General features: G+C 69.7%; 28 protein-coding genes. 13 read left to right on the forward strand and 15 right to left on the reverse strand.

The genetic code is table 11. The features are described 5' to 3' along the window. Positions 1-135: 135 nt before the first annotated feature. The 3 genes from ACIBGM_RS33550 to ACIBGM_RS33560 form a co-directional block, all read right to left on the reverse strand. On the reverse strand, positions 136-1194 hold the full coding sequence (locus tag ACIBGM_RS33550) for a Fic family protein (protein ID WP_396387819.1): 1059 nt from the start codon (positions 1192-1194) through the stop codon (positions 136-138). Positions 1195-1310: 116 nt separating this feature from the next. Further along, positions 1311-2000 (reverse strand): O-methyltransferase, encoded by a 690-nt coding sequence (locus tag ACIBGM_RS33555; RefSeq protein WP_396387820.1) that lies wholly within the window; start codon positions 1998-2000, stop codon positions 1311-1313. Positions 2001-2172: 172 nt separating this feature from the next. Next, entirely contained in the window at positions 2173-2955 is a 783-nt protein-coding gene (locus ACIBGM_RS33560) for a DeoR/GlpR family DNA-binding transcription regulator (RefSeq protein ID WP_360523300.1), read from the reverse strand. Positions 2956-3056: 101 nt separating this feature from the next. On the opposite strand from ACIBGM_RS33560, the gene ACIBGM_RS33565 reads away from it, so the two are divergent. Then, positions 3057-3938 (forward strand): SIS domain-containing protein, encoded by an 882-nt coding sequence (locus ACIBGM_RS33565; protein ID WP_396387821.1) that lies wholly within the window; start codon positions 3057-3059, stop codon positions 3936-3938. Here ACIBGM_RS33565 and ACIBGM_RS33570 read toward each other — a convergent pair. Both ACIBGM_RS33570 and ACIBGM_RS33575 read right to left on the reverse strand, forming a co-directional pair. Beyond that, on the reverse strand, positions 3889-4521 hold the full coding sequence (locus ACIBGM_RS33570) for a GNAT family N-acetyltransferase (protein ID WP_396387822.1): 633 nt from the start codon (positions 4519-4521) through the stop codon (positions 3889-3891). The genes ACIBGM_RS33565 and ACIBGM_RS33570 overlap by 50 nt on opposite strands. Continuing rightward, positions 4505-5674: an MFS transporter gene (locus ACIBGM_RS33575; RefSeq protein ID WP_396387823.1), complete on the reverse strand. Its 1170-nt coding sequence runs from the start codon at positions 5672-5674 to the stop codon at positions 4505-4507. The genes ACIBGM_RS33570 and ACIBGM_RS33575 overlap by 17 nt, the downstream gene beginning before the upstream one ends. A 69-nt stretch (positions 5675-5743) precedes the next feature. Here ACIBGM_RS33575 and ACIBGM_RS33580 point away from each other — a divergent pair, with 69 nt between their 5' ends. From ACIBGM_RS33580 to ACIBGM_RS33610, 7 genes are all read left to right on the forward strand, one after another. Further along, positions 5744-6289, forward strand: coding sequence for a CGNR zinc finger domain-containing protein (locus ACIBGM_RS33580; protein ID WP_360523288.1), 546 nt, complete (start codon positions 5744-5746; stop codon positions 6287-6289). A gap of 35 nt (positions 6290-6324) precedes the next feature. Then, positions 6325-6546 (forward strand): biotin/lipoyl-binding carrier protein, encoded by a 222-nt coding sequence (locus tag ACIBGM_RS33585; protein ID WP_360523285.1) that lies wholly within the window; start codon positions 6325-6327, stop codon positions 6544-6546. A 153-nt stretch (positions 6547-6699) separates the two neighbouring features. Further along, positions 6700-7368 carry an RNA polymerase sigma factor SigE gene (gene sigE, locus ACIBGM_RS33590; protein WP_360523282.1) on the forward strand — a complete coding sequence of 223 codons (669 nt, stop codon included), beginning with the start codon at positions 6700-6702 and terminating at the stop codon, positions 7366-7368. Then, positions 7365-7976, forward strand: coding sequence for a zf-HC2 domain-containing protein (locus ACIBGM_RS33595; RefSeq protein ID WP_360523279.1), 612 nt, complete (start codon positions 7365-7367; stop codon positions 7974-7976). Before sigE ends, ACIBGM_RS33595 begins: the two co-directional genes overlap by 4 nt. Positions 7977-7979: 3 nt before the next feature. Continuing rightward, complete coding sequence (locus ACIBGM_RS33600) at positions 7980-9038, forward strand: sigma-E factor regulatory protein RseB domain-containing protein (protein ID WP_360523276.1); 1059 nt, start codon at positions 7980-7982, stop codon at positions 9036-9038. Between the two features lie 64 nt (positions 9039-9102). Then, positions 9103-10635, forward strand: a complete 1533-nt coding sequence (locus ACIBGM_RS33605) for a S1C family serine protease (RefSeq protein ID WP_396387824.1) — start codon at positions 9103-9105, stop codon at positions 10633-10635. A 101-nt stretch (positions 10636-10736) separates the two neighbouring features. Continuing rightward, a complete protein-coding gene (locus tag ACIBGM_RS33610) occupies positions 10737-11081 on the forward strand; it encodes a sec-independent translocase (RefSeq protein WP_360523270.1) in 345 nt (114 codons plus the stop codon). Positions 11082-11088: 7 nt separating this feature from the next. On the opposite strand, the gene ACIBGM_RS33615 is transcribed toward ACIBGM_RS33610, so the two are convergent. Beyond that, positions 11089-12042, reverse strand: a complete 954-nt coding sequence (locus tag ACIBGM_RS33615) for a helix-turn-helix transcriptional regulator (RefSeq protein WP_396387825.1) — start codon at positions 12040-12042, stop codon at positions 11089-11091. A gap of 62 nt (positions 12043-12104) precedes the next feature. Between ACIBGM_RS33615 and ACIBGM_RS33620 the strand changes: the two genes are divergently transcribed. Further along, positions 12105-13304: an epoxide hydrolase family protein gene (locus ACIBGM_RS33620; protein ID WP_396387826.1), complete on the forward strand. Its 1200-nt coding sequence runs from the start codon at positions 12105-12107 to the stop codon at positions 13302-13304. A gap of 67 nt (positions 13305-13371) precedes the next feature. Here ACIBGM_RS33620 and ACIBGM_RS33625 read toward each other — a convergent pair whose 3' ends face one another. The 7 genes from ACIBGM_RS33625 to ACIBGM_RS33655 all read right to left on the reverse strand — a co-directional run bounded on the left by ACIBGM_RS33625 (position 13372) and on the right by ACIBGM_RS33655 (position 18632). Continuing rightward, entirely contained in the window at positions 13372-14517 is a 1146-nt protein-coding gene (locus ACIBGM_RS33625; RefSeq protein WP_360523261.1) for an Mrp/NBP35 family ATP-binding protein, read from the reverse strand. 78 nt (positions 14518-14595) lie between these two features. Continuing rightward, positions 14596-15159: a hypothetical protein gene (locus ACIBGM_RS33630; RefSeq protein WP_360523258.1), complete on the reverse strand. Its 564-nt coding sequence runs from the start codon at positions 15157-15159 to the stop codon at positions 14596-14598. A gap of 15 nt (positions 15160-15174) precedes the next feature. After that, entirely contained in the window at positions 15175-16074 is a 900-nt protein-coding gene (gene htpX, locus ACIBGM_RS33635) for a zinc metalloprotease HtpX (RefSeq protein ID WP_396387827.1), read from the reverse strand. Between the two features lie 48 nt (positions 16075-16122). Then, positions 16123-16656, reverse strand: coding sequence for a DUF1003 domain-containing protein (locus tag ACIBGM_RS33640; RefSeq protein ID WP_360523252.1), 534 nt, complete (start codon positions 16654-16656; stop codon positions 16123-16125). Next, entirely contained in the window at positions 16646-17911 is a 1266-nt protein-coding gene (locus ACIBGM_RS33645) for a magnesium transporter MgtE N-terminal domain-containing protein (RefSeq protein WP_396387828.1), read from the reverse strand. The genes ACIBGM_RS33640 and ACIBGM_RS33645 overlap by 11 nt, the downstream gene beginning before the upstream one ends. Positions 17912-17941: 30 nt before the next feature. Next, the gene (locus ACIBGM_RS33650; RefSeq protein ID WP_396387829.1) at positions 17942-18469 is read right to left on the reverse strand and encodes a hypothetical protein; all 528 of its coding nucleotides are present in this window, start codon (positions 18467-18469) and stop codon (positions 17942-17944) included. Between the two features lie 13 nt (positions 18470-18482). Beyond that, positions 18483-18632 carry a hypothetical protein gene (locus tag ACIBGM_RS33655; RefSeq protein ID WP_396387830.1) on the reverse strand — a complete coding sequence of 50 codons (150 nt, stop codon included), beginning with the start codon at positions 18630-18632 and terminating at the stop codon, positions 18483-18485. A 346-nt stretch (positions 18633-18978) separates the two neighbouring features. Here ACIBGM_RS33655 and ACIBGM_RS33660 point away from each other — a divergent pair, with 346 nt between their 5' ends. Together ACIBGM_RS33660 and ACIBGM_RS33665 are read left to right on the forward strand one after the other, a co-directional pair. Next, positions 18979-19899, forward strand: coding sequence for a hypothetical protein (locus ACIBGM_RS33660; RefSeq protein WP_396387831.1), 921 nt, complete (start codon positions 18979-18981; stop codon positions 19897-19899). Between the two features lie 166 nt (positions 19900-20065). Then, positions 20066-21025 carry a CoA ester lyase gene (locus tag ACIBGM_RS33665; protein WP_360523231.1) on the forward strand — a complete coding sequence of 320 codons (960 nt, stop codon included), beginning with the start codon at positions 20066-20068 and terminating at the stop codon, positions 21023-21025. On the opposite strand, the gene ACIBGM_RS33670 is transcribed toward ACIBGM_RS33665, so the two are convergent. Further along, positions 21022-21639, reverse strand: coding sequence for a VOC family protein (locus ACIBGM_RS33670; protein ID WP_360523228.1), 618 nt, complete (start codon positions 21637-21639; stop codon positions 21022-21024). The two genes, ACIBGM_RS33665 and ACIBGM_RS33670, sit on opposite strands and share 4 nt — an antisense overlap. Positions 21640-21679: 40 nt before the next feature. Next, a complete protein-coding gene (locus tag ACIBGM_RS33675; RefSeq protein WP_360523225.1) occupies positions 21680-22345 on the reverse strand; it encodes a peptidylprolyl isomerase in 666 nt (221 codons plus the stop codon). Between the two features lie 121 nt (positions 22346-22466). On the opposite strand from ACIBGM_RS33675, the gene ACIBGM_RS33680 reads away from it, so the two are divergent. Further along, positions 22467-23921, forward strand: coding sequence for a protein kinase (locus ACIBGM_RS33680; protein ID WP_396387832.1), 1455 nt, complete (start codon positions 22467-22469; stop codon positions 23919-23921). 114 nt (positions 23922-24035) lie between these two features. Continuing rightward, on the forward strand, positions 24036-25226 hold the full coding sequence (locus tag ACIBGM_RS33685; RefSeq protein ID WP_360523219.1) for an acyl-CoA dehydrogenase family protein: 1191 nt from the start codon (positions 24036-24038) through the stop codon (positions 25224-25226). Positions 25227-25282: the final 56 nt, after the last annotated feature.

A 25282-nucleotide genomic window follows, 5' to 3' on the forward strand; every position in this document is an offset into this window, starting at 1 on the left:
AGACAAGTCCCAATCTCCCAGCCCGCAAGGGCATCCTCGCGTTACGGCACGCACACCCCACCCAACTCACCTCAAACCATCGGTGGATCCAGGCTAAGATCCGACCCCCGCCCCTGGCACGACCTCAGCAGCTGATCAGGCCAGGTCAGGAATGCGACGCCAGACGGCCCCGCGGCCTGTCCCCTCCGGGCTGACATTTCCTTCGGACTTGAGCTGCTCCAGCACGAGGCGGATGGTCTGATCGCTCACACCGGGTAAGGCGGTGCGGACGTCGGCGAGCCGGAACACCGGCGCAGCGTGGCGGAGGACATGATCCCTGACTCGTTCCTGCTTGGTTCCGCTCGAACGGTCCGATGCCGCTCGGTGCGCAAACGTTCGGTAGGCGTCCGCGAGGGTCGAGACGAAGTAGGACAGCCACGGCCAGGGATCTGCCTCGTCCTCGTGCCAGTCGTGGGTCGACCGCAACAGGGCTTCGTAGTACGCATCGGCGGAGTCCGCCACGAGTTGCTCGAGAGAGACCCAGCGGCAGACTTCGTAGCCGGCGTCGCTCAGCAAGGCGTTGGTCAGCGCGCGGGCGATCCGGCCGTTGCCGTCCGCGAACGGATGGATGACCAGGAGATCGAGGATCATCAACCCGACCAGGAGCACCGGATGATGCCGACCTTCGCGCTGTGCGGCGAGGTAGCGATCGATGAGGTCGGTCAGGTAGGCGTCGGTCTTCGACGCCGGCACCGGGACGAAGCGGACCGTGGTGCTTCCGTCGGGAGACCGATCGACGACCAGGTTGTCGTCGGTCTTCAGCTGACCGCCCGGGTATGCCGTCTCAGACCAGAGCAGGCGGTGCAGATGGAGCAGCAGGCCGAGGTTCAGTGGATGCCAGTCCTCCTGGAACAGATAGTCGAGCGCCTTGCGGTAGCCGGCAAGCTCCTGCTCGCTGCGGTTGCGAAGCACACCGGCCTTGCCGTCGATGATCCGTTCGGCCCGCTGGGCATCAGGTACGACGACACCTTCGATGGCCGATGATGCCGTAATGCTCTGGATCCGGGCCCGATACGCCAGCTCGGTGAGCAGCGCCGGAAGCTGATGGCGGTGCAGTGCCTCGCTGCCGCGACCGGTGTCGATCGAGCGGAGGCGCATGACGAGCTCCGCCGGAACGCGGCCGATGATGCGATCGAGGTCGGCGAATGATCGCAACCTATCCTCCAAAGAAACCGACAAACATACTAATCCAAGCTCATCTTAGTATGTTTGTTGGTTTCTTTGGCGGGTTTTTCTCCTGGTAGCTACGCTGAGTGGTTGCTCTGGAGCTCTCAGCTGAGGCGTTTGGCGGCGGTGAGGAGGCCTTCGGAGGTGGGGAGGAGGGCGGAGACCAGGTCGTCGTCGTCGCGGACGGCGCGGATCAGGTCGCGCAGGGCGTTGGTGTCGGGGTCGCGGTGGGCCGGGTCGGCGACGCGGCCGCCGGTGAGGACGCCGGCGAAGGCGACGACGCCGCCGGGGCGGAGCAGCCGGAGGGCCTCGTGCAGGTACGCCGTGTTCTCCCGCCGGTCGGCGTCGCAGAAGACCAGGTCGTAGTGGCCGTCGGTGAGCCGGGTGACCACGTCCAGCCCGGCGCCGGCGATCAGGCGGAACCGGTTCGACGGGACGCCGGCGTCCAGGAACGTCTTGCGGGCCAGCCGCTGGTTCTCGGCGTCGATGTCGACCGTGGTGAGGGTGCCGTCGGTGCGCATGCCGCGCAGCAGCGCCAGCCCGGACACACCGGTGCCGGTGCCGATCTCGACGACCGCCTTCGCGCCCACGCTCGCGGCCAGCATGCTGAGCGCGGCGGCCGCGCCCGGCCCGATCGCGGCGATCCCGCTGTCCTGGGCGCTCGCCCGCGCACCGGTGACGACTTCGTCCTCACCGGTGTAGTCCTCGGCGTACGCCCAGGACGTCGGGTCGATGCCGGTGGCGATGGTGCCCTCCCAAGGATCGGCGGGGTGTTCTGCGGCTGCGCTGGTCATCCTGAGACCGAAGCCTAGCGGCACGAGGTCCCGGTTCCGTGTCTCCCACGCTGGGACTGCGCACTCTTGCTCATAAGATGCACCGAAGGATCAGATATGATCGTCTGCAGCAGGCAATGCGCGGCCCAGTGAGGGGAGGTACGGCGGGATGTGGTGTGAGCTGAACCTGGATTCAGGCCTGGATGACGTCGATGCCGGCTTCCTTGAAGATCGCCAGCTGGGTGTCGTCGGCCTGGGCGTCGGTGACGAGCGTGTCGATCTCGCTCAGCTCGCAGATCCGGGCGAAGGCGCGCTGGCCCAGCTTGGAGGAGTCGGCGACCACGACCACCTTGGCGGCCCGGCTGACGATCAGCTGGTTGATGTTCGCCTCGCCCTCGTGGTGGGCGGTGGCGCCGGTCTCGTCGATCCCGTCGACGCCGATGAACGCGATGTCCAGCGACAGGTCGGACAGGATCCGGTGCGACAGCGGGCCGATCATCTCGTAGGACTGCGGCCGGGCCACGCCGCCGGTGAGCACCATCTTCACGTGCGGCCGGACGATCAGCTCGTTGGCGATGTTCAGCGCGTTGGTGACCAGGGTGAACGCGGGCTCGCCGTGCTCGGCGGACAGCTCCGGCCGGGTCGCCAGCGTGCGCGCCACCTCGGAGATCGTGGTGCCGCCGTTCATGCCGATCACCATGCCGCGCCGGACCAGGGTGGCCGCCGCCTGCGCGATCCGCTGCTTCTCCGACGCGAAACGCGCAGTCTTGTAGCGCAGCGGCAGGTCGTAGGACACCGCGTTCGCGACCGCGCCGCCGCGGGTCCGGGTGAGGAGCTGCTGTTTGCCCAGGTGATCCAGGTCGCGCCGGATCGTCGCCGCGGACACGTGCAACTGCTCGGCGAGCTCGTCGACGTCGATGGCGCCCTTCTCGGCGAGCGACTCGAGCAAGGTGTTCAGGCGTTCGTAACGCTTCACCCGGGGCTCCTCCTTCACACAATCGGTCAGCCGGATGGCGGCTGGTTGGACCATTCGATCACGTTTTGAGCAGTTTCGACCATGACAAGTGCGGAGACGACATGACCAAGACGCCTTATGTGAGCACTGAGATCGCCACTCAGCCAGACCTCTGGCGGCAGGTCTCGGGCGGTTTCGCGCAGTACGGTGGCGCATTGCCCAAGCCCGGTCGACGGGTTGCGGCGGTGGGCTGCGGCACGTCGTGGTTCATGGCGATGGCGTACGCCGCGCTCCGCGAGGACAGCGGTCAGGGCGAGACGGACGCGTTCGCCGGCTCGGAGTTCCCGGCCGGACGCGCGTACGACGTCGTGGTCGTGATCAGCCGGTCCGGTACGACGACCGAGGTGCTGGACCTGATCCGGGCCACCGACCTGCCGACCGTGGCGATCACCGCGACCGCGGGCTCGCCGATCGTCGACCTGGCCGACCACACCATCCTGCTGGACTTCGCCGACGAGCAGTCCGTCGTCCAGACCCGGTTCGCGACGACCACTCTGGCGCTGCTGCGCGCGTCGCTGGGGGAGGACCTGCAGCAGGCCGCGGCCGACGCGGAGACCGCGCTGACGGTGGACGTGGACGAGCTGGCGAAGCTGGCGCAGGTCACGTACGTCGGCACGCGCTGGACCGTCGGTCTGGCGCACGAGGCGGCGCTGAAGCAGCGGGAGGCCGCGTCGGCGTGGACCGAGGCCTACCCGGCGATGGACTACCGGCACGGCCCGATCGCCATCGCCCAGCCCGGCCGCGGCGTGTGGATCTTCGGCGAGTCGCCGGCCGGCCTGCTCCAGGACGTCACCGCCACCGGAGCCACGATCGTCCACCACGCCGACCTCGACCCGATGGCGTCCCTGGTGATCGCCCAGCGGGTCGCTGTCGCCAAGTCCCTCGCCCTGGGCCTCAACCCGGATCAGCCCCGCAGCCTGAGCCGGTCCGTAATCCTCGACTGACCGCAGCGGTCATGGGCGAGCTGAGCGTCCAGCCCAGCGCGGAGTAGAGCGCCCGCCCGTCCTCGGTCGCCACCAGTACGCCGGTCGTCGCACCGGCGTACTGGGCTGCGGTCGACAGTGCGCCCATCACAGCCCGACCGAGCCCACGCCGCCGGTGCTGCGGGTCGGTCTCGATCTGGTCGAACACAGCGCAACCACCGGCGAGCCCCGCCTTCCCGCGAGCAGCCACTGAGTCGTCCTCGGCTCGCACGACGACCTGGATCACGCTGCCCTGCAGTGCAGTGTCCAGCCGGTACGAGCCGTCCAGGCGCTCCGCCGACCCAGCCAGTTCGGTCGTCATCAGGTACTCCGGCGGCTGCACCTGCCAGGGCGGATCCAGTGCGACAGTGCCGCAGACCTTCAGCCAGGTGTCCGGCTGGTGCTTCGCGCCAGCCAGTTCGGGGTCGTACATCGGCAGCACGTAGCGCACGTTGTGGCCGGGTTGGCCGACATCGATGCGGTAGCCGCCTCGGAATGCGACAGGGGTTGGCGTGTTACGGCAGACGGCCCAGCCATGGACCCAGGCGTCAAGCGGTGTGTGCATGAGCGGGAGCTTTCATCGAGAGGCGGCCGAGAGCCGCGGCGGCCATGACGGTCAGGGCGATGACGAACAAGGCTTTGTGTGTGCCGATGAGGGGAACGAGCAGGCCGGCGCTGACCTGGCCCAGTGCTGAGGTCCCGACGCGGAGGCTGGCGGCTGTGGTGCTCACGCGTCCCTGCAACGCGTCCGGGCTGTACTGCTGCCGAGCGGCGAACATCGCCGGCAGCATCGGTCCCTCGGCCAGCCCGGCCAGAGCAGCAAGCAGCAGCAGTACGGCGAAGCTGGTCGCCAGCGGCCACGTGGTCATCACCAGGCCGGAGGCGGCTGCGGCAACGATGACGACGTACTCGGGCCGCCAGCGGGTCTGCAGGCGGCCGAGCAGGAGTGCGGTGATGACGCCACCGATCTCCAACGCGGTCCAGAGGTAACCGGCCGCGGACTTCGGCATGCCGACCGCTGCCATGTGCAGCGGCAGCGTGATCAGCAGGAGGCCGGAGGCGCCCAGGACCAGCGTGGTGGTCACTGTGGACGCGCGCAGCCGAGGCGTCCGGAACAAGTGGGTCAGCCCGCCGACAACCGATGGCAGGAAAGGCTCAGCCGCGGCCTCTGTGGGCGGCAGCGCGGGCAGTCGGGTGATTGCCGGGATGCTGAGCGCCGTCGCGACGACGATGACCAGCGTCGCAGCCTCGACAGACACCACGGACGCGATCGTGGCCGCCGCTGCAGGACCCGTGATCGTGGCAGCGCCGAAGCTGGCTGCCTCCAGGGAGTTTGCCCGGGCCAGCCGGTCCGCAGGGACCAGGCTGGGCAGCATGCTGGTGAAGCCGCCGCTCACCATGGGCAGCGTGGCCCCGGCGACGGCTGCGAGGGCCGGAGTCATCCAGTGCGCGCTGTGCCCGACCACAGCCAGCAAGCTGAGCATCACCACGCCGAGCACAGCCTGATTGAGCGCCAGCGCACTCCGCCGGTACGGCGTTCGGTCGAGCCAAGCACCGAGTAGCGGCCCAGTGACGACGGCCGGCAGTGCGTAGGCCGCTCCAGTGATACCTGCCAGAGCCGGGCTGTCAGTCCGCTCCAGCACCAGCAGGACGAGCGTGAACGCCACCATCTCGTCGGCCAACCTGGCTAGGGTCGCCGCCAGGTAGTAACTGGGCACGCAGTCCTCCTGTAACGCGGAGCTGGCTGTTACGCGTTACGCTATCAAATACGTTACGAGAGGAGTGGCGTGGAGCTTCAGGCACCGGACCGGGCGGTCCGGCTGGCGGTGGACCTGGTCAACACCCGGACCCTTGACCCCGAGGAGCTGAACGCCCCTGGGGACGTCCGGACGTTCCTGCTCGAGCACGGCGAGTCCGAGCCGATCACGCTGGACGAGGGCGACCTGGCCGAGGTGCGGAACGTCCGGGAGCGGATCCGCCCCGTCTTCCACGCCGAGGCCCGGGATGCTGCGGCCGTGCTCAACGGGTTGCTCGAGGAGTACGCCGTACGGCCGTATCTGTCCGACCACGACGGGTCGCCGTGGCACCTGCACGTGGCCAAGCCGGGCGCTACGTGGGGTGACTGGCTGGCGGCGACCACTGCGCTCGGGCTGGCGAGTTTCGCGGCCGCGCACGGGTTCGACGCCATCGGCACGTGCGCTGCCGTCGACTGTGAGCGGGTCTACGTGAACGCAGCCGAGCGCAGGCCGCGGCGGTTCTGCTCGCCGACCTGCGCGAGCCGCACGCGGGTCGCGTCGTACCGGGCCCGCAAGGCCGGAAATCCCAGCGCCTAGGATCGAGGCAGACATCCGGGACTGAGGAGCGCGAGTTGAGTCACACCGTGGTGGCGGAGCTGGTCGCGAATGTGCTGAAGGTCACCGCCAAGGCAGGAGACACGGTGGGACCGGAGGACACCCTGGTCATCCTGGAGTCGATGAAGATGGAGATCCCGGTGCTGGCCGAGGTGGCCGGCACCATCACCGAGCTGAAGGTCGCCGAGGGTGAGGTCGTCCGGGACGGCGACCCGATCGCGGTGATCGAGGAGAAGTAGGGCTGCAACAAAAGTGGCTGCCATGGCGTCCGGTCTTCGGAGGGCACCGGCCGGGAACTTCCGGCCGGAGCGCCGCGTTGAGCCGTCGTACCAGAAACTCAGGGTCGAACCCGGGTGTTCCCGACGTGCGCAGAGGACGGTGACCGCGGCACCATGGCCTTCACGCTCATTGCCGAGAGGACCCAGGGAGGCGTTGCGGTGAAGCCGGCCGACACCTCTGTGGCGCCTGCGCTGCAGCCGGTCCCGGACGCGTTGCCGTCCTGGGACGAGATCGTCCGGACGCACTCCGCCCGGGTCTACCGGCTCGCGTACCGGCTGACCGGCAACAAGCACGACGCCGAGGACCTGACCCAGGAGGTCTTCGTCCGGGTCTTCCGCTCGCTGTCGTCGTACACCCCGGGCACCTTCGAGGGCTGGCTGTACCGGATCACCACGAACCTGTTCCTGGACGGCGCCCGGCGCAAGCAGCGGATCCGGTTCGACGGGCTGCCCGAGGACGCGCACGACCGGCTGCCGGCCAAGGGCGAGGGCCCGGCCGAGAAGCTGGACTCCGACCAGTTCGACCACGACGTGCAGGGCGCGCTGGACGCGCTGCCGGAGGACTTCCGGGCCGCCGTGGTGCTGTGCGACATCGAGGGCATGACGTATGACGAGATCGCCGACGTGCTGGACGTGAAGCTCGGCACGGTCCGCAGCCGGATCCACCGGGGCCGCTCGATGCTGCGCAAGCACCTCGAGCACCGGGCGCCGCGGTCCGGCCAGACCCGGGTCGGCGGTCCGCCCGCGGACGGAGCCTTCGGCGCCGGAGGTGAGTTCCGGTGACTCTGCAGCACCCCCTGGACAAGCTCAGCGCGGTCGTCGACGGCGCGCTCGACCACGACTCGCGAGATCGGGTCCTGAGCCACCTGGTGGGCTGCGACACCTGCCGTGCCGAGGTGGACGCCCAGCGCCGCCTCAAGGCCCGGATGGCGGCTCTGGAGACCCCGGATCCGTCCACCGACCTGATGCAGCGCCTGATGGGCGTCTCGTCGTTCTCGCCGGAGCCGCGCGAGGAAGTCCGGCCGGTGCTGACGCCGGCCATGTCGCTCTTCCCGCAGCGCTCCGCCTTCCCGGCCGGCCGCACGGGCGCCAGCCGCCCCGGTGCACCTCGGACGACGCGCTCCCGTCGCCGTACCGGCGTGCTCGGCGCTGCCGGCTCTGCAGCCGCCGTCGCCTCGCTGCTCGGTACGGCGTTCATCGTCGGCGACCCGTCCCGGGAGGAGCAGCCGCCGACGCTGCAGCCGCCCGTAGCGAGCTTCTCGTCCGACCATGCGACCACGTCGGGCGGAGCGCCGTTCGCCGACCCGGTCGCGCTGCTGAACTCCTACAACGGGGCTGGGTATGCAGGGCTGAGCCCGACGCTGCAGCCGGTGGCCCTGACAGGACGCTGAGCTGTGAGCCTCTCCCGGCTCGCCGTACTGGTCAGCACCGCACTGATCGGCTTCGGCCTGCCCGCACCCGCCGTCGCTGCCCCACCCACCTCGTCGCGTGAGGACTCGCCGCTCGCGATCAGCTGGCTGGCACGCGCCGCCGCAGCGCCGAACACGGTCTCGTACCACGGCACGCAGATCATCACCTCCTGGGGACCGCGGGGCGCGAGTTCGGCGATGCTGGACATCGTCCACGCGGCCTCGCAGGGCTCGGAGATCAGCGTGGTCGGCTCCTCGTCGTCACCGGGAGCCAAGGCTTTCGTGCAGCGTGCGACGAACGCAGGCGCCGCAGTCGACGGTGGGCCGCTGACGCTGCTCAGGGCGACGTACCAGCTCGTCTACAAGTGCTGCACGGACACCATCGGGCGGGCTGCAGTCCTGGTGGAGGCGCTGCGGGACGACCAGACGTTGGCTGCGCGGTTCTGGATCGACAAGGCGACCGGACTGCTGCTGCAGCGGCAGCTGTTCACCGTGGACGGTAAGACGATGGTCCGGGCCACGGTGTTCACCGAGCTCGAGATCGAGGAGTCGGAGTTCCTCGGGCACCTGCCGCCGATGGCGCCGAGCGGGGTCGAGTCACTGGGCCTCGGCAAGGTCGACGGGCTGCGCTCGGAGGGCTGGGTGTGTGCACCGGAGCTGCCCGCCTCGCTCAAGCTGTACGACGTCCACCAGGACACCACCAACGGGTCGCTGCAGTTCTCGTACTCCGACGGCCTGTTCAACGTCTCGCTGTTCGAGCAGCGCGGGGCGCTCGACCCGGCCGCGGTCGCCGGGTTCAGCACCACCGAGACCCCGGGCGTCTACCTGCGCTACGGAATGCCGTCGTACGTCGTCTGGTCGTCCGGTGGGATCGTCTACACGCTGATCGGGGACCTGCCGCCGGAGATGCTCGGGCAGGTGGTCCGCTCGTTCCCGCACGACGTGCCGGTCAAGCTCACCGCGGTCCAGCGGATGGGCGCCGGGCTGGCGAAAATCGCGACGTGGCTCACTCCGATGGGTGCGCTTTCGGGGAAGCTGGGATAATCGAATCCGGTAGTCGCTCCCGAGACCCGGGCGGTGGCCGCCGACCGACGACCACGACCACGACGTGAGGCGGGGCACCGTGACCAGCGACGACGCCGAGCCGACAGTTCCGACTCCGAGCGCGGATCCGACCCGCATCCTCCCGGCCGAGTCCCCTGCCGCCTTCCAGACCCCGGCGGCCCCGCCCACCACGCCGCCCACCACGCCGCCGACCACGCCGCCCAGCTCGCCCGACGCCACGACGCCGCTGTCGGCGCTCAAGCCGCCTGCCGTGGATGGCGCCGCCCCACTGCCGTCGCCTGGTGTCGATGCGGCGTACCGGCAGTCGAACGGGCCGACCACCAACCAGCGGTCGGTGACGCAGCGCAGTTTCGGGCGGCCGCAGTCGCAGGAGCCGAACTTCCGGCCGGTGTACCCGGGCCAGGCCTGGCCGACGCAGCGGCCCACGTACCAGCCGTCGTACACGCCGCCCCCGCCGCCGGACTGGCACAACCAGCAGGCCCGCGCCTACACGCCGGAGCCGCCGCAGAAGGGCAACCGGATCATCGCCATCGCGGCCGCCGTGGCGCTCATCATCGGCATCGTCGCCGGCGCCGGCGCGGCCGCGACCGTCGTCGCGATCGACAACAACAACCCGGTCGCCGAGCAGCCCGGACCGCCGGTCGGCACCGGCGCGGACCCGAAGATCCGCAGCGGCTCGGTCTCCGCGGTCGCCTCGACGCTGCTGCCGAGCGTCGTCCAGCTCAAGGTCGAGGGCGCCGACAACACCAACGCGACCGGCTCCGGCTTCGTCATCGACAACGCCGGCCACATCCTGACCAACAACCACGTCGTCGCGTCCGCGGCCTCGGGTGGATCGATCCAGGTGCTCGGCCAGAAGGGCAAGGCGCTGACCGCGCGGCTGGTCGGGCGTTCCCCGGTCTACGACCTGGCCGTCGTCCAGGTCAGCGGCCTGGACGCGCCGTCGGTGCAGTTCGGCCGCTCCGACCTGGCCGTCGTCGGGCAGGACGTGGTCGCGATCGGATCGCCGCTCGGCCTGGCCGGCACGGTCACCTCGGGCATCATCTCGGCCAAGAACCGGCCGGTCACGACCGGCGACGAGTCCGGTGAGACCTCGTTCATCAGTGCGCTGCAGACCGACGCGGCGATCAACCCGGGCAACTCCGGCGGCCCGCTGGTCGACATGAACGCGCGCGTGATCGGGGTCAACTCCGCGATCGCGACGGTCCCCGGCACCAGCGAGCAGAGCGGCAACATCGGGCTCGGGTTCGCGATCCCGATCGACCAGGCCCGGCGGACGGCGCAACAGCTGATCGCGACCGGCAAGGCGTCGTACCCGGTGATCGGGGCGCAGGTCGACATGCAGTTCGAGGGTGGCGCGCGGGTGAGCCGGGTCGAGCCCGCGTCGCCGGCGTTGCGGGCCGGGCTGCGGGTCGGTGACGTGATCACCTCGATCAACAACCTGGCGGTGGCCAGCGCCGAGGAGCTGATCGTGGCGATCCGGACGCACCAGCCGGGGGAGAGCGTCCGGCTGGTGTACGAGCGCGGCGGCAAGGCGCGCTCGGTGACGGTCACGCTCGGGCAGCAGACCGGTTGATTTTGTTGGGGTTGTCCGGAATCGGTTGACCCGGCAGGCGGTGTCACCAGGGTGCGGCTACGCTGGTCGCCGTCGCAGACGACCTGCAGAGAGGTGGGGACATGTTCGGCATCGGGCCACTCGAGCTGGTGGTGATCGCGATCGTCGCCGTGCTCGTCTTCGGCCCGGATCGGCTGCCGGAGTTCGCCCGGACGGCCGGCCGGTTGCTGCGCCAGGTGCGCCAGATGGTCACCAACGCGCAGAACGACCTGCGCAACGAGCTCGGCCCGGAGTTCGCCGACCTGGAGCTGCAGGACCTGAACCCGCGCAACTTCGTCCGCAAGCACCTGCTCGAGGGCACCGACGAGTACGACGACGACAAGCCGGTCAGCAACCCGGACTTCTCCGACGCTCCCCAGCGCCTCCCGGCCGGGCAGCGCGCGCCGTTCGACCCCGAGTCCACCTGACCCTGTCTCACTCCAAGGCGCGGGCGTAGCGGGCTGCCAGCTTGCGCACCTCGTCAGCCAGTTCGGGAGCCTCGGCGACGGAGAAGTCCAGGTCGAGCATGCTCAGGTAGCGCAGCAGCATGCCGGGGTCGTCGGAGCCGGCGTCGAGGTAGCACGAGGACTCGTCGATCTCGGTCAGCACGCCCGCGGTCGCGGGCAGCCGGGCCGCGACGACGGCCAGCGGAGCGAACAGCCGGATCCGGGCCCGGAACTCCCACATCGCCGTCGACACCTTTTGATCGACGTACGACGCGACGCCCTCGGCCGGCAGGTCCCGCGGCTCGAAGCGCGGGCCGGTCGGGATCCTCGGCGTCAGCCGGTCCACGCGGAACGTCCGCCAGTCCGCACGGTCCAGGTCGAACGCGACCAGGTACCACCGGCCACGCAGGTGCGCGAGCCGGTACGGCTCCACGGTCCGGACTGACGCCGTACCCGCGTGCGAGGCGTAGTCGAACCGGAGCCGCTCATGGTCGCGGCAGACCGTGGTCAGGGTCGTGAGCACCGACGGATCCACCACTGGTCCCGACCCTGGGACCTGCACCGTGTAGCTGTGCAGGGTGCTGACCCGGTGCCGCAGCCGTGACGGCAGCACCTGCTCCAGCTTCGCCAGCGCCCGGACCGAGGTCTCCTCGATGCCGGCGACCGAGCCGCCCGCCGCCGTACGGAGTCCGACCGCGACCGCCACGGCCTCCTCGTCGTCGAGCAGCAACGGCGGCAGCGCGGCGCCGGCGCCGAGCCTGTAGCCGCCCGCGACGCCGGGAGACGCCTCCACCGGGTATCCGAGTGACCGCAGTCGTTCGACGTCGTTGCGCACGGTCCGCGTCGTCACGCCAAGCCGCGTGGCCAACTCCGGGCCGGTCCAGTGCTGGTGCGCCTGCAACAAGGAGAGCAGCCGCAGCAGTCGTGCCGAGGTTTCCAGCATTTCTCCAGGATAGTTTCAAACGCGGAACGATCCTTTCCGCATTGGTTCCTAGAGTTGTGGGCATGACGACGAACACAGCAGTTGACAGCCGGATCCGCCCGTTCCGCATCGACGTACCGCAGGCCGAGCTCGACGACCTCCGCGCGCGGCTCGCGAACACCCGGTGGCCCCGCGAGCTCCCCGGCCTCGGCTGGAGCCGCGGTGTCCCGACCAGCTACCTGCAGCGGATCGCGGAGTACTGGCAGAACACCTACGACTGGCGCAAGGCCGAGGCCCGGCTGAACGAGTTGCCGCAGTTCGTGACCGAGGTCGACGGCCAGTCGATCCACTTCGCCCACGTCCAGTCGAAGGAGCCGACCGCCCGGCCGATGCTGATGGTGCACGGCTGGCCGAGCTCGTACACTGAGTTCCTCCGGGTCATCGGCCCGCTGACCGATCCGGTCGCGCACGGCGGCAAGGCCGAGGACGCCGTCCACCTGGTGCTGCCGTCGATTCCCGGGTACGGCTTCTCGCCCGTCACCGAAGCCGGCTGGGGCAACCTGTTCCGCGTCGCCGGGGCGTTCGCCGAGGTCATGACGCGGCTCGGGTACGAGCGCTTCCTCGCGCAGGGCACCGACGTCGGCTCCGGGGTCGTCGGGATGCTCGGCATGATCGCGGCGGGTCGCGTGATCGCCGCGCACATCAACGGACCGGCGCCGTTCCCGTTCGGCCCCGAGCTGTCGCTGGACGGGCTCGAGGGATCCCAGCGCGAGCGCGCCGAGCGGTTCAACGCGTGGCGCGAGGACGGTGTCGGCTACCTGTCCATCCAGGCGACCCGCCCGCAGACGCTGGCGTACGGACTCACCGACTCGCCGGTCGCCCAGCTCGCCTGGATCATCGAGAAGTTCAAGGAGTGGACGGACCCCGAGCGCGAATTGCCCGAGGACGCGGTCGACCTCGACCAACTGCTGACGAACGTGAGCATCTACTGGTTCAACCAGGTCGGGGCGTCGACGGCGCACTCGGTGTACGAGGGGATGCAGGCCTACCGCGAGTTCGTCACCAAGTCGGGAGAGCCGTCGAACGGCGGCTGGGAAGCCCCGCAGTTGCCGCCGACCGGGGTGGCGGTCTTCGCCGCCGACATGTCAGTCCGCCGCGACGTCGACCCGTACGGCGCCTACACCTCGTGGAACGAGTACGACGCCGGCGGCCACTTCCCGGCCATGGAGGTCCCGGACGTGCTGGTCGACGACATCCGGACGTTCTTCCGCGACCACCGCTGACGCGGCGAGCGTCAGCGGCCGAGTCTCAGCGGCCGAGTCTCAGCGGCCGAGTCTCAGCGGCCGAGTGTCAGCGGCCGACGGGGGAGAGGCCGAGCTGGCGGCCGAGCAGGCCGCGGGGGCGGCCGCCCAGCTTGGCGGCGATCTGGTCGAGGACCTGGGCGGCGGGGGTGTCGGGGGCGGCTTCGGTGAGCGGGTTGCCCAGGTCGCCGCCGCTGCGCAGGCGCTCCTCGAGCGGGATCTCGCCGAGCAGCGGGATCGGGTAGCCCAGGCGGGCACTCAGGGTCTCGGCGACCCGGGTGCCGCCGCCGGTGCCGAAGATCTCGATCCGGTGCTCGGGGCCGCAGTGCGGGCAGGGCAGGAACGACATGTTCTCGATCACCCCGGCAACCCGCTGGTGCACCATCTGCGCCATCGTGCCGGCCCGCTCGGCCACCTCGGCGGCGGCCTCCTGCGGTGTCGTCACCACGATGACCTCCGCGCTGGTCAGCCGCTGGCCGACCGAGATCGCGATGTCACCGGTGCCCGGCGGCAGGTCGAGCAGCAGGACGTCGAGGTCGCCCCAGTACACGTCCGCCAGCATCTGCACCAGCGCGCGGTCCAGGATCGGGCCGCGCCAGGCGACCACCTGGTCGCGCTTCGGCTTCAGCATGCCGATCGAGATCACCTTCACGCCGTGCGAGGGCACCGGCATGATCATGTCGTCCACCGCGGTCGGCCGCTGGTCGGCGACGCCGAACATGGCCGGCACCGAGTGCCCGTAGATGTCCGCGTCCAGGACGCCGACCGACAACCCCTGCCGGGCCATCGCGACCGCGAGGTTGACCGTCACCGACGACTTGCCGACGCCGCCCTTGCCGGAGGCGATCGCGAACACCTTGGTCAGCGAGTCCGGCCGGGAGAACGGGATCTCCTTCTCCGCCACGCCGCCGCGCAACTGCGTCTGCAGGGCGGCGCGCTGCTCGGCCGACATCACGCCGAGGTCGACCTCGACCCCGGTGACGCCGTCGAGCTTGGTGATCGCGGCCGTGGTGTCGCGCCGCAGCGTGTCCTTCATCGGACAGCCCGCGACGGTCAGCAGGATCCGTACGGCGACCACGCCGTCGTCACGGACGACGACCGACTCGACCATGCCGAGGTCCGTGATCGGCTTCTTGATCTCCGGATCCAGCACACCACCGAGCGCCGTGGTCACCTGATCAGCAGTAGGAGCCATACCCCAAGGCTACGTGCTCGCCCGAAGCCCGCCGACCACGGTCCGTGTGACGTAGGTCCGGGAAGGCAACCCTAACTTCTACAGACCGGGCGCCCCGTAGACCGGGAACCAGCGGGCCAGGTCGGCCTCGAAGCGTAGATCGCTGCCGACGACCGACTTGATCTGGAGCTCGGTGGCGTTGTCGCGGCGGTCGGCGCCGACCGGGACGAACGGGTACCACGAGCCACGCTTGTACAGGTAGACGAGCCCCAGCGACTTGCTGCCGTTGGTGAACGCGACCAGCGTGCACAGCAGCGCCGACCCGAAGCCCGCGTCGACCAGCGAGGTGTTGACCGCGTGCAGGTCGGTGACGAGCCCCTCGAGGTTGTCCGGGGAAGTGTCCCGGACCAGCCAGGTGAAGCCGTAGGAGTCGGTCTGGCTGGTGAACTTGCCGTTGTCCAGGGCGAGCAGCTTGTCGACCTCCTCGCGCAGCGCCGAGAACCCGCCGCCCTCCGCGGCCTTGAAGCAGACCGACCCGCTGCCGGTCGGCTTGTACCCGGCCGCGGTGTCCAGGGTGATCGCGGCCGAGGGCAGCGAGAAGAGCTGGTCGAGGTTCGGCGGGACGGCTTTGCTCCGGCCGAGCAGGATGTCGAGAAGACCCATGAACCCAATCCTGCTCTAAGCCTGCTCGCCCAGCTCGCGGGACAGCACGCCGAGCCGGTCGAGCCGCGTCTCCAGGGCCGGGTGCGTCGAGAACAGCGACGACAGGCTCGCTCCCTTGCCCGAGATCGCCGGCGCGAAGAAGAACGCGTTGAACGCCTCCGCCTGCCGCAGGTCGCGCGACGGTATCCGGGCGATGTCCCCGCTGATCTTGGTCAGCGCCGAGGCCAACGCCGACGGCCTCCCGGTGAGCATCGCCCCGGCCCGGTCCGCGGCGAGCTCGCGGTACCGCGACAGCGCCCGCGTCAGCAGGAACGAGATCGCGTAGACGGCGACCGACACCAAGATGACGGTCAGCACGACCACGGTGGCGTTCTGGTCGCGGTTGCGGCTCAGCCCGCCGTACAGACCGAAGCGAGTGATCAGGCCGGCGAGTACGCCCAGGAACGACGCGATCGTCATCACCGCGACGTCGCGGTGGGCGACATGGGAGAGCTCGTGTGACAACACACCCTCGAGCTCGTCGGCGTCGAGCCGGCGCATGATCCCGGTGGTCATGCAGACGACGGCGCTCTTCGGGTTCCGCCCGGTGGCGAACGCGTTCGGGAAATCGACGTCGGCGATCGCGACCCGCGGCTTCGGCATGTCGGCCAGCGCGCACAGCCGGTCGATCGCGCCGTGCAGTTGCGGCGCCTCCTCCGGAGTGACGATCCGCCCGCGCATCGCGTACAGGGCGATCCGGTCCGAGAACCAGTACTGCGCGAACAGCGCGCCGCCCGCAATCACGATGGCCAGCACAGCGCTCTTCGTCAGGGCGATCAGCAGCGCGACGAAGCCGACGTACAGCAGGCCGAGCAGGAAACTGGTCACCAGCATCCGGCGGGACAGCCCACGATCAGGCGCGAATCGAGTCTTCATTTCCCACGTCCTCCTCACCTGTGAGCCAGGCTAGCTCGACGCGGAAAGTCAGACCCGGTCGTCCTCGCGGCGATTGACGTCCAGGTCGGCCAGCAGCGAGCGCAGTTCGGAGCGCAGGTAGTCGCGGGTGGCGACCTCGCCGACGGCCATCCGCAGCGCGGCCATCTCGCGGGCCAGGAACTCCATGTCCGCGCGGGCCCGGGCGTCGACGTCGCGGTCGCGCTCGTACTGCACCCGGTCGCGCGCCTCCTGCCGGTTCTGCGCGAGCAGGATGAGCGGAGCGGCGTACGACGCCTGCAGGCTGAGCGCCAGGGTGAGGAAGATGAACGGGTACTCGTCGAACCGCAGCTGGTGCGGCGCGAAGATGTTCCAGCCGACCCAGAACAGGATCGTGCCGGTCATGTAGACCAGGAACTGGCCGGTGCCGAGGAAGCGGGCGATCCGCTCGGACAGCCGCCCGAACGCGTCCGCGTCGTACGTCGGCCGCAGCACGAAGGTGCGGCGCAGGTCGCGGGGCACGTCCAGCCGGGCGCTGCTACGGAGCAATCGGCGGTCGTCGGTGCTGCGGTCGTCACGGGGCATGGCGGTCCACCTCCTGCTGTTCCGATTCGCGCCAGTCTTCGGGGAGCAGGTGGTCGAGGACGTCGTCCACAGTCACCGCTCCGAGCAGCCGGCCCTCGTCGTCGAGCACCGGCGCGGCCACCAGGTTGTAGGTGGCGAGGTACTTGCTGACCACGTGCAGGCTGTCGTCCGGCCGCAGTCCGTCGAGGTCGGTGTCCAGTGCGGCGGACACCAGCTCGGACGGCGGTTCGCGCAGCAGCCGCTGGATGTGGCCGACCCCGATGAACCGCCCGGTGGGGGTCTCCAGCGGTGGGCGGCAGACGTAGACCATCGCGGCCAGCGCCGGGCTGAGCTCCGCGTTGCGCACCTGGGCCAGTGCGTCCGCCACGGTCGCGTCGGCCGGCAGGATCACCGGCTCCGACGTCATCAGTCCGCCGGCTGTGCGCTCCTCGTAGGTCAGTAGGCGCCGTACGTCCTCGGCCTCGTCCGGCTCCATCAGCGTCAGCAGTCGCTCGGCCGTGTCGGTAGGCAGCTCGGCGATCAGGTCGGCCGCGTCGTCCGGGGACATCTCCTCGAGCACGTCCGCGGCGCGCTCGGTGTCCAGGGCGGCGAGGATCTCGACCTGGTCGTCCTCGGGCAGCTCCTCCAGGACGTCGGCCAGCCGCTCGTCGTTCAGCGCTGCGGCGATCTCCTTGCGCCGCTTCGGGGACAGGTCCTGCAGCACGCCGGCCAGGTCGGCCGCCTTCATCGATTCGAACGCGGCCAGGATGTGGGTCGCGCCCTGACCTTCCTCGCTCTGGGCGAAGCCGCTCACGTCGATCCAGTCGAGCACATGGGACTGACCGCGCCGCCGGAACCGCTTGGCGCCCTCCCGGACCGCCACCTTGGACAGCACCCAGTCACGCGTCCGCCACTGCTCCATGGCCATGTCGAACACCACTGCGGTCGCACCGGACTCGCGGATGGTGACAGTGCGGTCCAGCATCTCGCCGAGCACCAGCACCTCGGTCGGCCGCTGTTCGAAGCGACGCATGTTCACCAGGCCGGTGATGATCACGTGGCCGACGTCGATCGAGGTCACCCGGGTCATCGGCAGGAAGATGCGCCGCCGGGTGAACACCTCCACGACCAGGCCCAGCACCCGCGGCGGCTGGGTGCCCTGCCGCAGCATCACGACGACGTCGCGGACCTTGCCGACCTGGTCCCCGTTCGGTGCGAACACCGGAAGACCAGCCAGCCGGGCCACGTAAACGCGCGACGCCTGCGAGCCACTCATGTTCGAAGGCTAACCCCCGAACGTACACTCTCAGCTCAGGCGCGGGCGGCGGCGGATGCCGCGGTGCAGGGTGACCGGTGGCTTGCCCCTGGTGGTCGCCGGCGTTCCGATGGGCGCCTCGGCCCGCGGGCGGTCGTCGTACTGGCCTGTTCGCTCGGTGATCTGACCGGTGGGCTCCAGGACGAGCAGGTCGGCCTCGGTCTTCCAGCGCTCCAGTTGGGTGTCCAGCTCGGCCGCGTTCAGCCGCTCGGTCCGCAGCACCAAGGCTGCTGCGGTCCACTCGTCGCTGCCGGGCTCCAGCCGCCGTACTGTCGCCGTCCAGCTCGCCAGCCGGTTGGTGGCGGGCTTGGCCGGTACGACGACTTCCGCCGTACCCGCCGTGGCCAGTCCGGGGAGTGGCTGCTCGGCGCTGTCGGCAGCATCGGCCAGTACGACGAACTGCCCGTCGACTGTGGAGAACCAGGCCGGTGCGGGCCGGCCGCCGTTCCAGGACAGCCAGACGAGGCCGGCCTTCTTCATGACACCGGCGATCTCGGCAGCAGCGTCCTCGATGGTCACGGCTCCAAGGGTGTCACACCCAGCTCCCGGATGGCGGCCTGCGCGCGACCAGAGTCTCGTGGTCGCTCGACTCCACCGGCAGCGCACGCTCCCACAGCTGCTCGAACAGCTCGGCATAGGCGTCGTCCGCCAGGTGCAGCTGGAGCGGCAAGGACGGCAGCACCCGAGCAGCCTCGTTGCCAGAAGCATCGAGTACGGCGCTCTCGTAGACGCTCCGGCAGTCAGCGCGGTGTGGTGCCGGAACTCCTCGGCCAATTGATCCACACGTGCACGCGCGTCCCGCAACCGCTCTTGGTCGAGCAGCAGCACCTCCAGCGCGATGTCCGGGGCGACTGCGACGTAGCAGCCGTCCAGGCCTGGAAGCGAGTGTCCGCGTTCAGCCGGTGCCGCATTCCGTCGATGCGCGTCCGGACCGTCCGCTCGCTCAAGCCGAGGCGTGCCGCTGACGACCAGCTTGAGTGGTACGTCGCGGACCCGCGCCTGCTCGCCGTCGGCGATCCCCTGGATCAATGCGGCGAGCCGACCGGGCGTTCACCTGGTTGGGGTCGTCCCGGTACGGCGGGGCGTCCCAGCCGCACACCTCCCTACGGGCGCTGAGCAACAAGCTGGTCATGCCCTGGACGATCTCCTGCTCGCCGTGCAGCACCTCCATCAGGACAGCGCCTCGCGGCGCGCCGTACTGCCGTGGAACCACACGTCAGCTCCACCATCTTCCGGCGGGCACCCGCCAGCTCCCGCTCGCGTCGACGTGCCAGCACGTCGAGTGCAGTGTCCGGCGGCAGTACGACGTACTTCGGCGGCTCGGTGTCGATCGGAGTCACCAGGCTGAGCTCGACGAGCCGGCAGAGCGCCGGGCTGTCCGGTGCATTGGTCGGCGGACCGGACACGACCGACTCGTACGGGTCCCGTACGTCTACTCGCTGTCGTACCCGGTCGAAGGCCGCATCCCCGCCCAACTCCAGAAGTCCGTCAGCTCTCGAGACCTCTACCAGTTCGACAGCCGCCACCACGCCGATGCGCCGGGCGAGCTCAGCCTGAGCTGGGGTGCGGCGATGAAGCCCGCCCGCAGCCTCGGCTCGGTGAAGCTGACCATGCGAGCCCCAGGTACCCTCACGGAGTACGTCGGCCCGATGCAGGACGGCGTACTGCGCACTCGCGGAGTGAGCATCATGTACGACGCACCCGCCGACATGAACGCCTTCCACCGCAACGGCTGGCTGCAGAGCCGCGAAGACGTGCTGACGCGGCCCGGACGCCGTACCGACATCTTCGGCGCCCAGCCGCTCGTGCACGCGGCGACGCGATCGATCACGCCGGAGAGGCGAGCTACCCGGCGCCGTTCAAGCCGCAGCGCTGGGCACGCTTTGTGGAGTCGAGTGGACGTTCACGACGGGCAAGCCCACCAACGGGTACACCTCAGCCCGCGATGACCTTGAGAAGCCACCGACCGTTTTCGCGGCGCCGAAATGGTCGGTGGCTTCTCAAGGTGGTGAATCGGGACACACTGGGGCGGGAAGTGAGCGGGGTCACCGAGGGGTCGGGGGGTTCGTCGTACGCTGCGGTGACCGGCGGGTAACCCGAGGAGAGGACGCGGTGATGGCGGAGCAGGTCCTACGCAGCAGGCGGTCTTGTCTGGCGACTCCGGGGTCGAACCCGCGGTTCCTGGCCAAGGCGAAGGGGCTGGACGCCGACCAGGTGTTCCTCGACCTGGAGGACTCGGTCGCGCCGATCGCCAAGGTGGACGCGCGCAAGAACATCGTCGCCGCGCTGAACGAGGGCGGCTGGGGGACCAAGCTGCGGGTCGTCCGGGTGAACGACTGGACCACCGAGTGGACGTACGCCGACGTGATCGAGGTGGTCGGCGGAGCCGGCGCGAACCTGGACTGCATCATGCTGCCGAAGGTGCAGACCGCCGAGCAGGTGGTCGCGCTCGACCTGCTGCTCACCCAACTGGAGAAGGTGCACGGCCTGGAGCCGGGCCGGATCGGGATCGAGGCGCAGATCGAGAACGCGCTCGGCCTGACCAACGTGAACGCGATCGCGCAGGCGTCGCCGCGGGTGGAGACGATCATCTTCGGCCCGGCCGACTTCATGGCGTCGATCAACATGAAGTCGCTGGTCGTCGGCGAGCAGCCGCCCGGGTACGACGTCGGCGACGCCTACCACTACATCCTGATGCAGATCCTGATGGCCGCGCGGGCGCACGGGAAGCAGGCGATCGACGGACCGTACCTGCAGATCAAGGACGTCGACGGGTTCCGCCGGGTGGCCGGCCGGTCGGCCGCGCTCGGGTTCGACGGCAAGTGGGTGCTGCACCCGGACCAGATCGCCGCCGCGAACGAGGTGTACTCGCCGCGCCAGGACGACTACGACCACGCCGAGAACATCCTGGACGCCTACGACCACTACACCTCCGCGGCCGGCGGCGCCCGCGGCGCGGTGATGCTCGGCGACGAGATGATCGACGAGGCCTCCCGCAAGATGGCCCTGGTCATCTCCGCCAAGGGCCGCGCCGCCGGCATGACCCGCACCGACATCTGGCAGCCGGCCGACTAGCCGGGCGCGACCTGCGCCATGATCGCGAGCAGCTGACCATCGGGGTCGGGGAAGAACGCCATCCATTCCTCGACCCCGTTGTCGTGCTTGTGGATCAGGTGCGGCGCGTTCTCGAACTCCACGCCCCGCCCGCGCAACTCGTCGTACGCCACCCGGATGTCCTCCACCTGGAAGTACAGGCACGACGCCCCCGCAGGCTCGTCGGAGGCGCTCAGGAACAACCGGGTCCCGCCACAGTCGAAGAACGCCAGGTCCCCGAACGTGTAGAGATGCGGAAGTCCGAGCACCTTTCCGTAGAACTCGACCGCGACCTGAATGTCGCGTACTGGCCGGGCGATCTGCCCGATCGCTCCAAGCTGCACCGCCATCGCCGGGCCTCCCTGTCGTCGCAGAGCACTGTCCGCGGGCACACCACGCCAGGTCCGAAGCTCGGCCCGGCGCTCCAGGCCGAGCTTCAGCAACGCGTTCGCGACGTGGAACTTCACCGCGTCGACGCTGACTCCGCGCCGCCGGGCGATCTCCCGGTTCGGCATCCCGTGCCGCACCATGTCGACGACCTGCCACTCGGCAGGAGTCAGTACGTCGGGATGCCTCGGCCGGCCGCGTGTGCCCACGACCTCAAGCTAGCGCCGTGGGGGCCGGAATTACCCTCCCCTAGCGGGACCAGACTTTGTAGATGTGGATGGGCTTGGCGGGTGGGCCGTCCTGGTCGGGGTCGGCGATGCCGGCGGCGACCATGCGGTCGAAGGTGGACATGCCGAAGACGACCTGGCCGAGGACGGTGTAGTTCGGGGCGATGTTGGCGTGCGAGTGGACGACGAAGAACTCACTGCCGTTGGTCCCCGGTCCCTGGTTGCCGTAGGCAACGGTGCCGCGCGGGTAGGTCTCCTGGCCGGTGACCTCGTCGGGGAACTTGTATCCCGGCCCGCCTTCCTCCTGCCGGTAGATGTCGCCGCACTGCAGCACCCCGAGGCGCGCGGAGTTGGTCAGCCGGAAGCACTGGGTGAGGTCGTAGAACCGGCTCTTCACCAGGTGCACGAAGTTGTGCACCCCGCACGGCGCGTTCGACCGGTCCATCCGGACCACGAACGGCCCGTAGTTGGTCACGAAGAACACGTCCACCGTGCCCTTCGCGCGGGCGACCGGCGACGGGATCCGGACCGGTTTGGCGGCCGGGTTCTCCGGCGTCGGGGTGAACTCGCACTTGACCACCGGCTTCGGGGGTCTCGCCGGTGCGGCAGCGGCTGTGCCGGCGGTCGTGGTGGTGAGCGTCGTCGCGACCAGGGCGGCCGCGATCAGGGCGGTAATCGATCGCTTCATGCTGCTCACCGTAGTACTCCGATCGCTCTCTGCAGAGGTTGATGAAGGTTTCCGGCCAGAACTCGCCCTTCAACGCATGCCCCGCCTAAGGTGTTGCGGTCCGCTGCGGAAGGTGTTGTGTGTGAACGGCGAGGTACTGGCAGGGCGTTACCGGTTGCTGACCCTGCTGGGCAGGGGCGGCGCGGGTGAGGTGTGGCAGGCCGAGGACACCGTGCTCGCCCGGCAGGTCGCGGTCAAGCTGCTCCGGCGGCTCGAGGGCGACCCGATGGACGCGGTCGAGCGGTTCCGCGCCGAGGCGCAGGCAGCCGCGCGCCTGATGCACCCGAACGTCGTCGCGACGTACGACGTCGGCGCCGCAGGCGATCACGTGTTCCTGGTGATGGAGCTGGTGTCCGGCCCGGACCTGTCGCAGCTGATGCGCACCTCCGGCCTGCCGAGCGGCAAGCTGGTCGCCGACATCGCCGTCCAGGGCGCACGGGCCCTCGACGCGGCCCACGGAGCCGGCATCGTGCACCGGGACGTGAAGCCCGGCAACCTGATGCTCGCCGCGGACGGCACGCTCAAGATGACCGACTTCGGCATCGCGAAGGGCGTCGGCGCGGAGAACACCGGAGTCGGAGTCCTCCTGGGTACGGCGTCGTACGTGTCACCGGAGCAGGTCCGTGGCCGGCCAGCCACCCCGGCCAGCGACTGGTACGCCTTCGGCTGCGTCCTCTACGAGCTCCTGGCCGGTACGCCGCCCTTCACCGGACCCGACGTGGAGTCGGTGATGCGGCAGCACCTGGACGCGGCCCCGCAGCCCATCACCCGGGCCGACGTGGAGCCCGCGCTGGCCAATCTGGTCCTGCAACTCCTGGCGAAGGACCCCGAGGACCGCCCGTCCTCGGTTGCCGACGTGACCGCCCTGCTGACCGAAGCCCCGAACACGCAGGTGCTGCCGCTGCTCCCCACCAACGACGTCCTCGACGTCGGCACGTGGGAGGAGGAGCCGGAGCAACCTGCGACTGCGACCCACCGCGCGCCGAGCAAGGGGATCCCGTACGCCAAGGTGCTCGTGGCGATGGCCGTCGTACTGGCCGCTGTCATCGGTGGGCTGATGCTGCGCGAGAGCGTGAGCACCAACCCGCCCGCCGCGGCCGGTGGTACGCCGTCAGCGCCGGCTGTGAAGGCGACCAACGCCCCGAAGACCACAGCGAAGCCCACACCGTCCAAGACGCCGTCGAAGACGCCGTCCGCCAAGCCGAAGCCGAAGGAGACGCCGCAGAACCCGCGAGCGGCGCTGGTGCAGACGCTGCGGACGCTGGCCGCGCAGGTGCGGGCGACGCAGGAGGGCAGTCGGACCAGGGCGCCGCGAGAGGCCGCGAACGACCTCGACCAGGCCGCCGAGGCGCTGGACAACGGGAACACCGAGCAGGCGGCCAAGAAGTTCTACGAGGCCCGGCAGCGCCTGTACGAGGCGCAGCAGCGGCAGCGCTGGCAGGCCACGCCGCAGATCGCCGCACTGTTCCAGGTGGTCGGCCAGAGCCTGCCGCGCCCCGACGGCGACGGTGGAGACGGCGATCGCGGCGACGAGTGAGCCACGCGACCTTCGGCAGGTGGCCGGTGTCACAGCGGGTGTCGGCCTCGTGCCGGGATGCTGAGAACCGCGATACTCGCGGGTAAGGCGTCCACCGGACCGAAGGAGCCGACGATGAGCAGGTTGCAGCAGACCGACGGGCTGACCGACATCCAGGAGGAGATCCTGAAGACGGTCCGCGCGTTCGTCGAGTCGGAGATCCTCCCGGTCGCCACCGAGCTCGAGCACCGCGACGAGTACCCGACCGAGATCGTCGAGGGCCTCAAGGAACTGGGCCTGTTCGGGCTGATGATCCCGGAGGAGTACGGCGGCCTGGGCGAGTCGCTGCTCACCTACGCGCTGTGCGTGGAGGAGATCGCGCGCGGCTGGATGAGCGTGTCCGGCATCATCAACACGCACTTCATCGTCGCGTACATGCTGCTCCAGCACGGCACCGACGAGCAGAAGCAGAAGTACCTGCCGCGGATGGCCACCGGCGAGGTGCGCGGCGCGTTCTCGATGTCCGAGCCCGGCTGCGGGTCGGACGTGTCCGCGATCAAGACCAAGGCCGTGCGCGACGGCGAGGCCTACACGATCAACGGCCAGAAGATGTGGCTGACCAACGGCGGCTCGTCGAACCTGGTCGCCGTACTGGTGAAGACCGACGAGGGTGCGGACTCGGTCTACAAGAACATGACGACGTTCCTGGTCGAGAAGGAGCCTGGGTTCGGTGAGGTGGACAAGGGCCTCAGCGTGCCGGGCAAGATCGAGAAGATGGGCTACAAGGGCGTCGACACCACCGAGCTGGTCTTCGACGGCTACCGGATCGACGCCGGCCAGATCCTCGGCGGCGTCCCGGGCAAGGGCTTCTACCAGATGATGGACGGTGTCGAGGTCGGCCGGGTGAACGTGGCCGCCCGCGGCTGCGGGGTGGCCCGGCGCGCGTTCGAGCTGGGCATCGCGTATGCGCAGCAGCGGGAGACGTTCGGCAAGAAGATCGCCGAGCACCAGGCGGTGCTGTTCCGGCTGGCCGACATGGCGGTGAAGGTCGAGGCCGCGCACGAGCTGATGGTGAAGGCGGCCCGGAAGAAGGACGCCGGCTCCCGCAACGACTTCGAGGCCGGGGTGGCGAAATACCTGGCCAGCGAGTACTGCGCCCAGGTGGTGGAGGACTCGTTCCGGATCCACGGCGGGTACGGGTTCTCGAAGGAGTACGAGATCGAGCGGCTCTACCGGGAGGCGCCGATGCTGCTGATCGGCGAGGGCACGGCCGACATCCAGCGGATGATCATCGGCCGCCGGCTACTGGAAGACTACAAGCTCTGACCGGCCGGCGTGCTGGGTCGACGGGCGGGGCGGTGCCAGTCGGCCCAAGCACGCGG

The organism is Kribbella sp. NPDC050470 (genome assembly GCF_044458365.1).
GTDB lineage: Bacteria > Actinomycetota > Actinomycetes > Propionibacteriales > Kribbellaceae > Kribbella.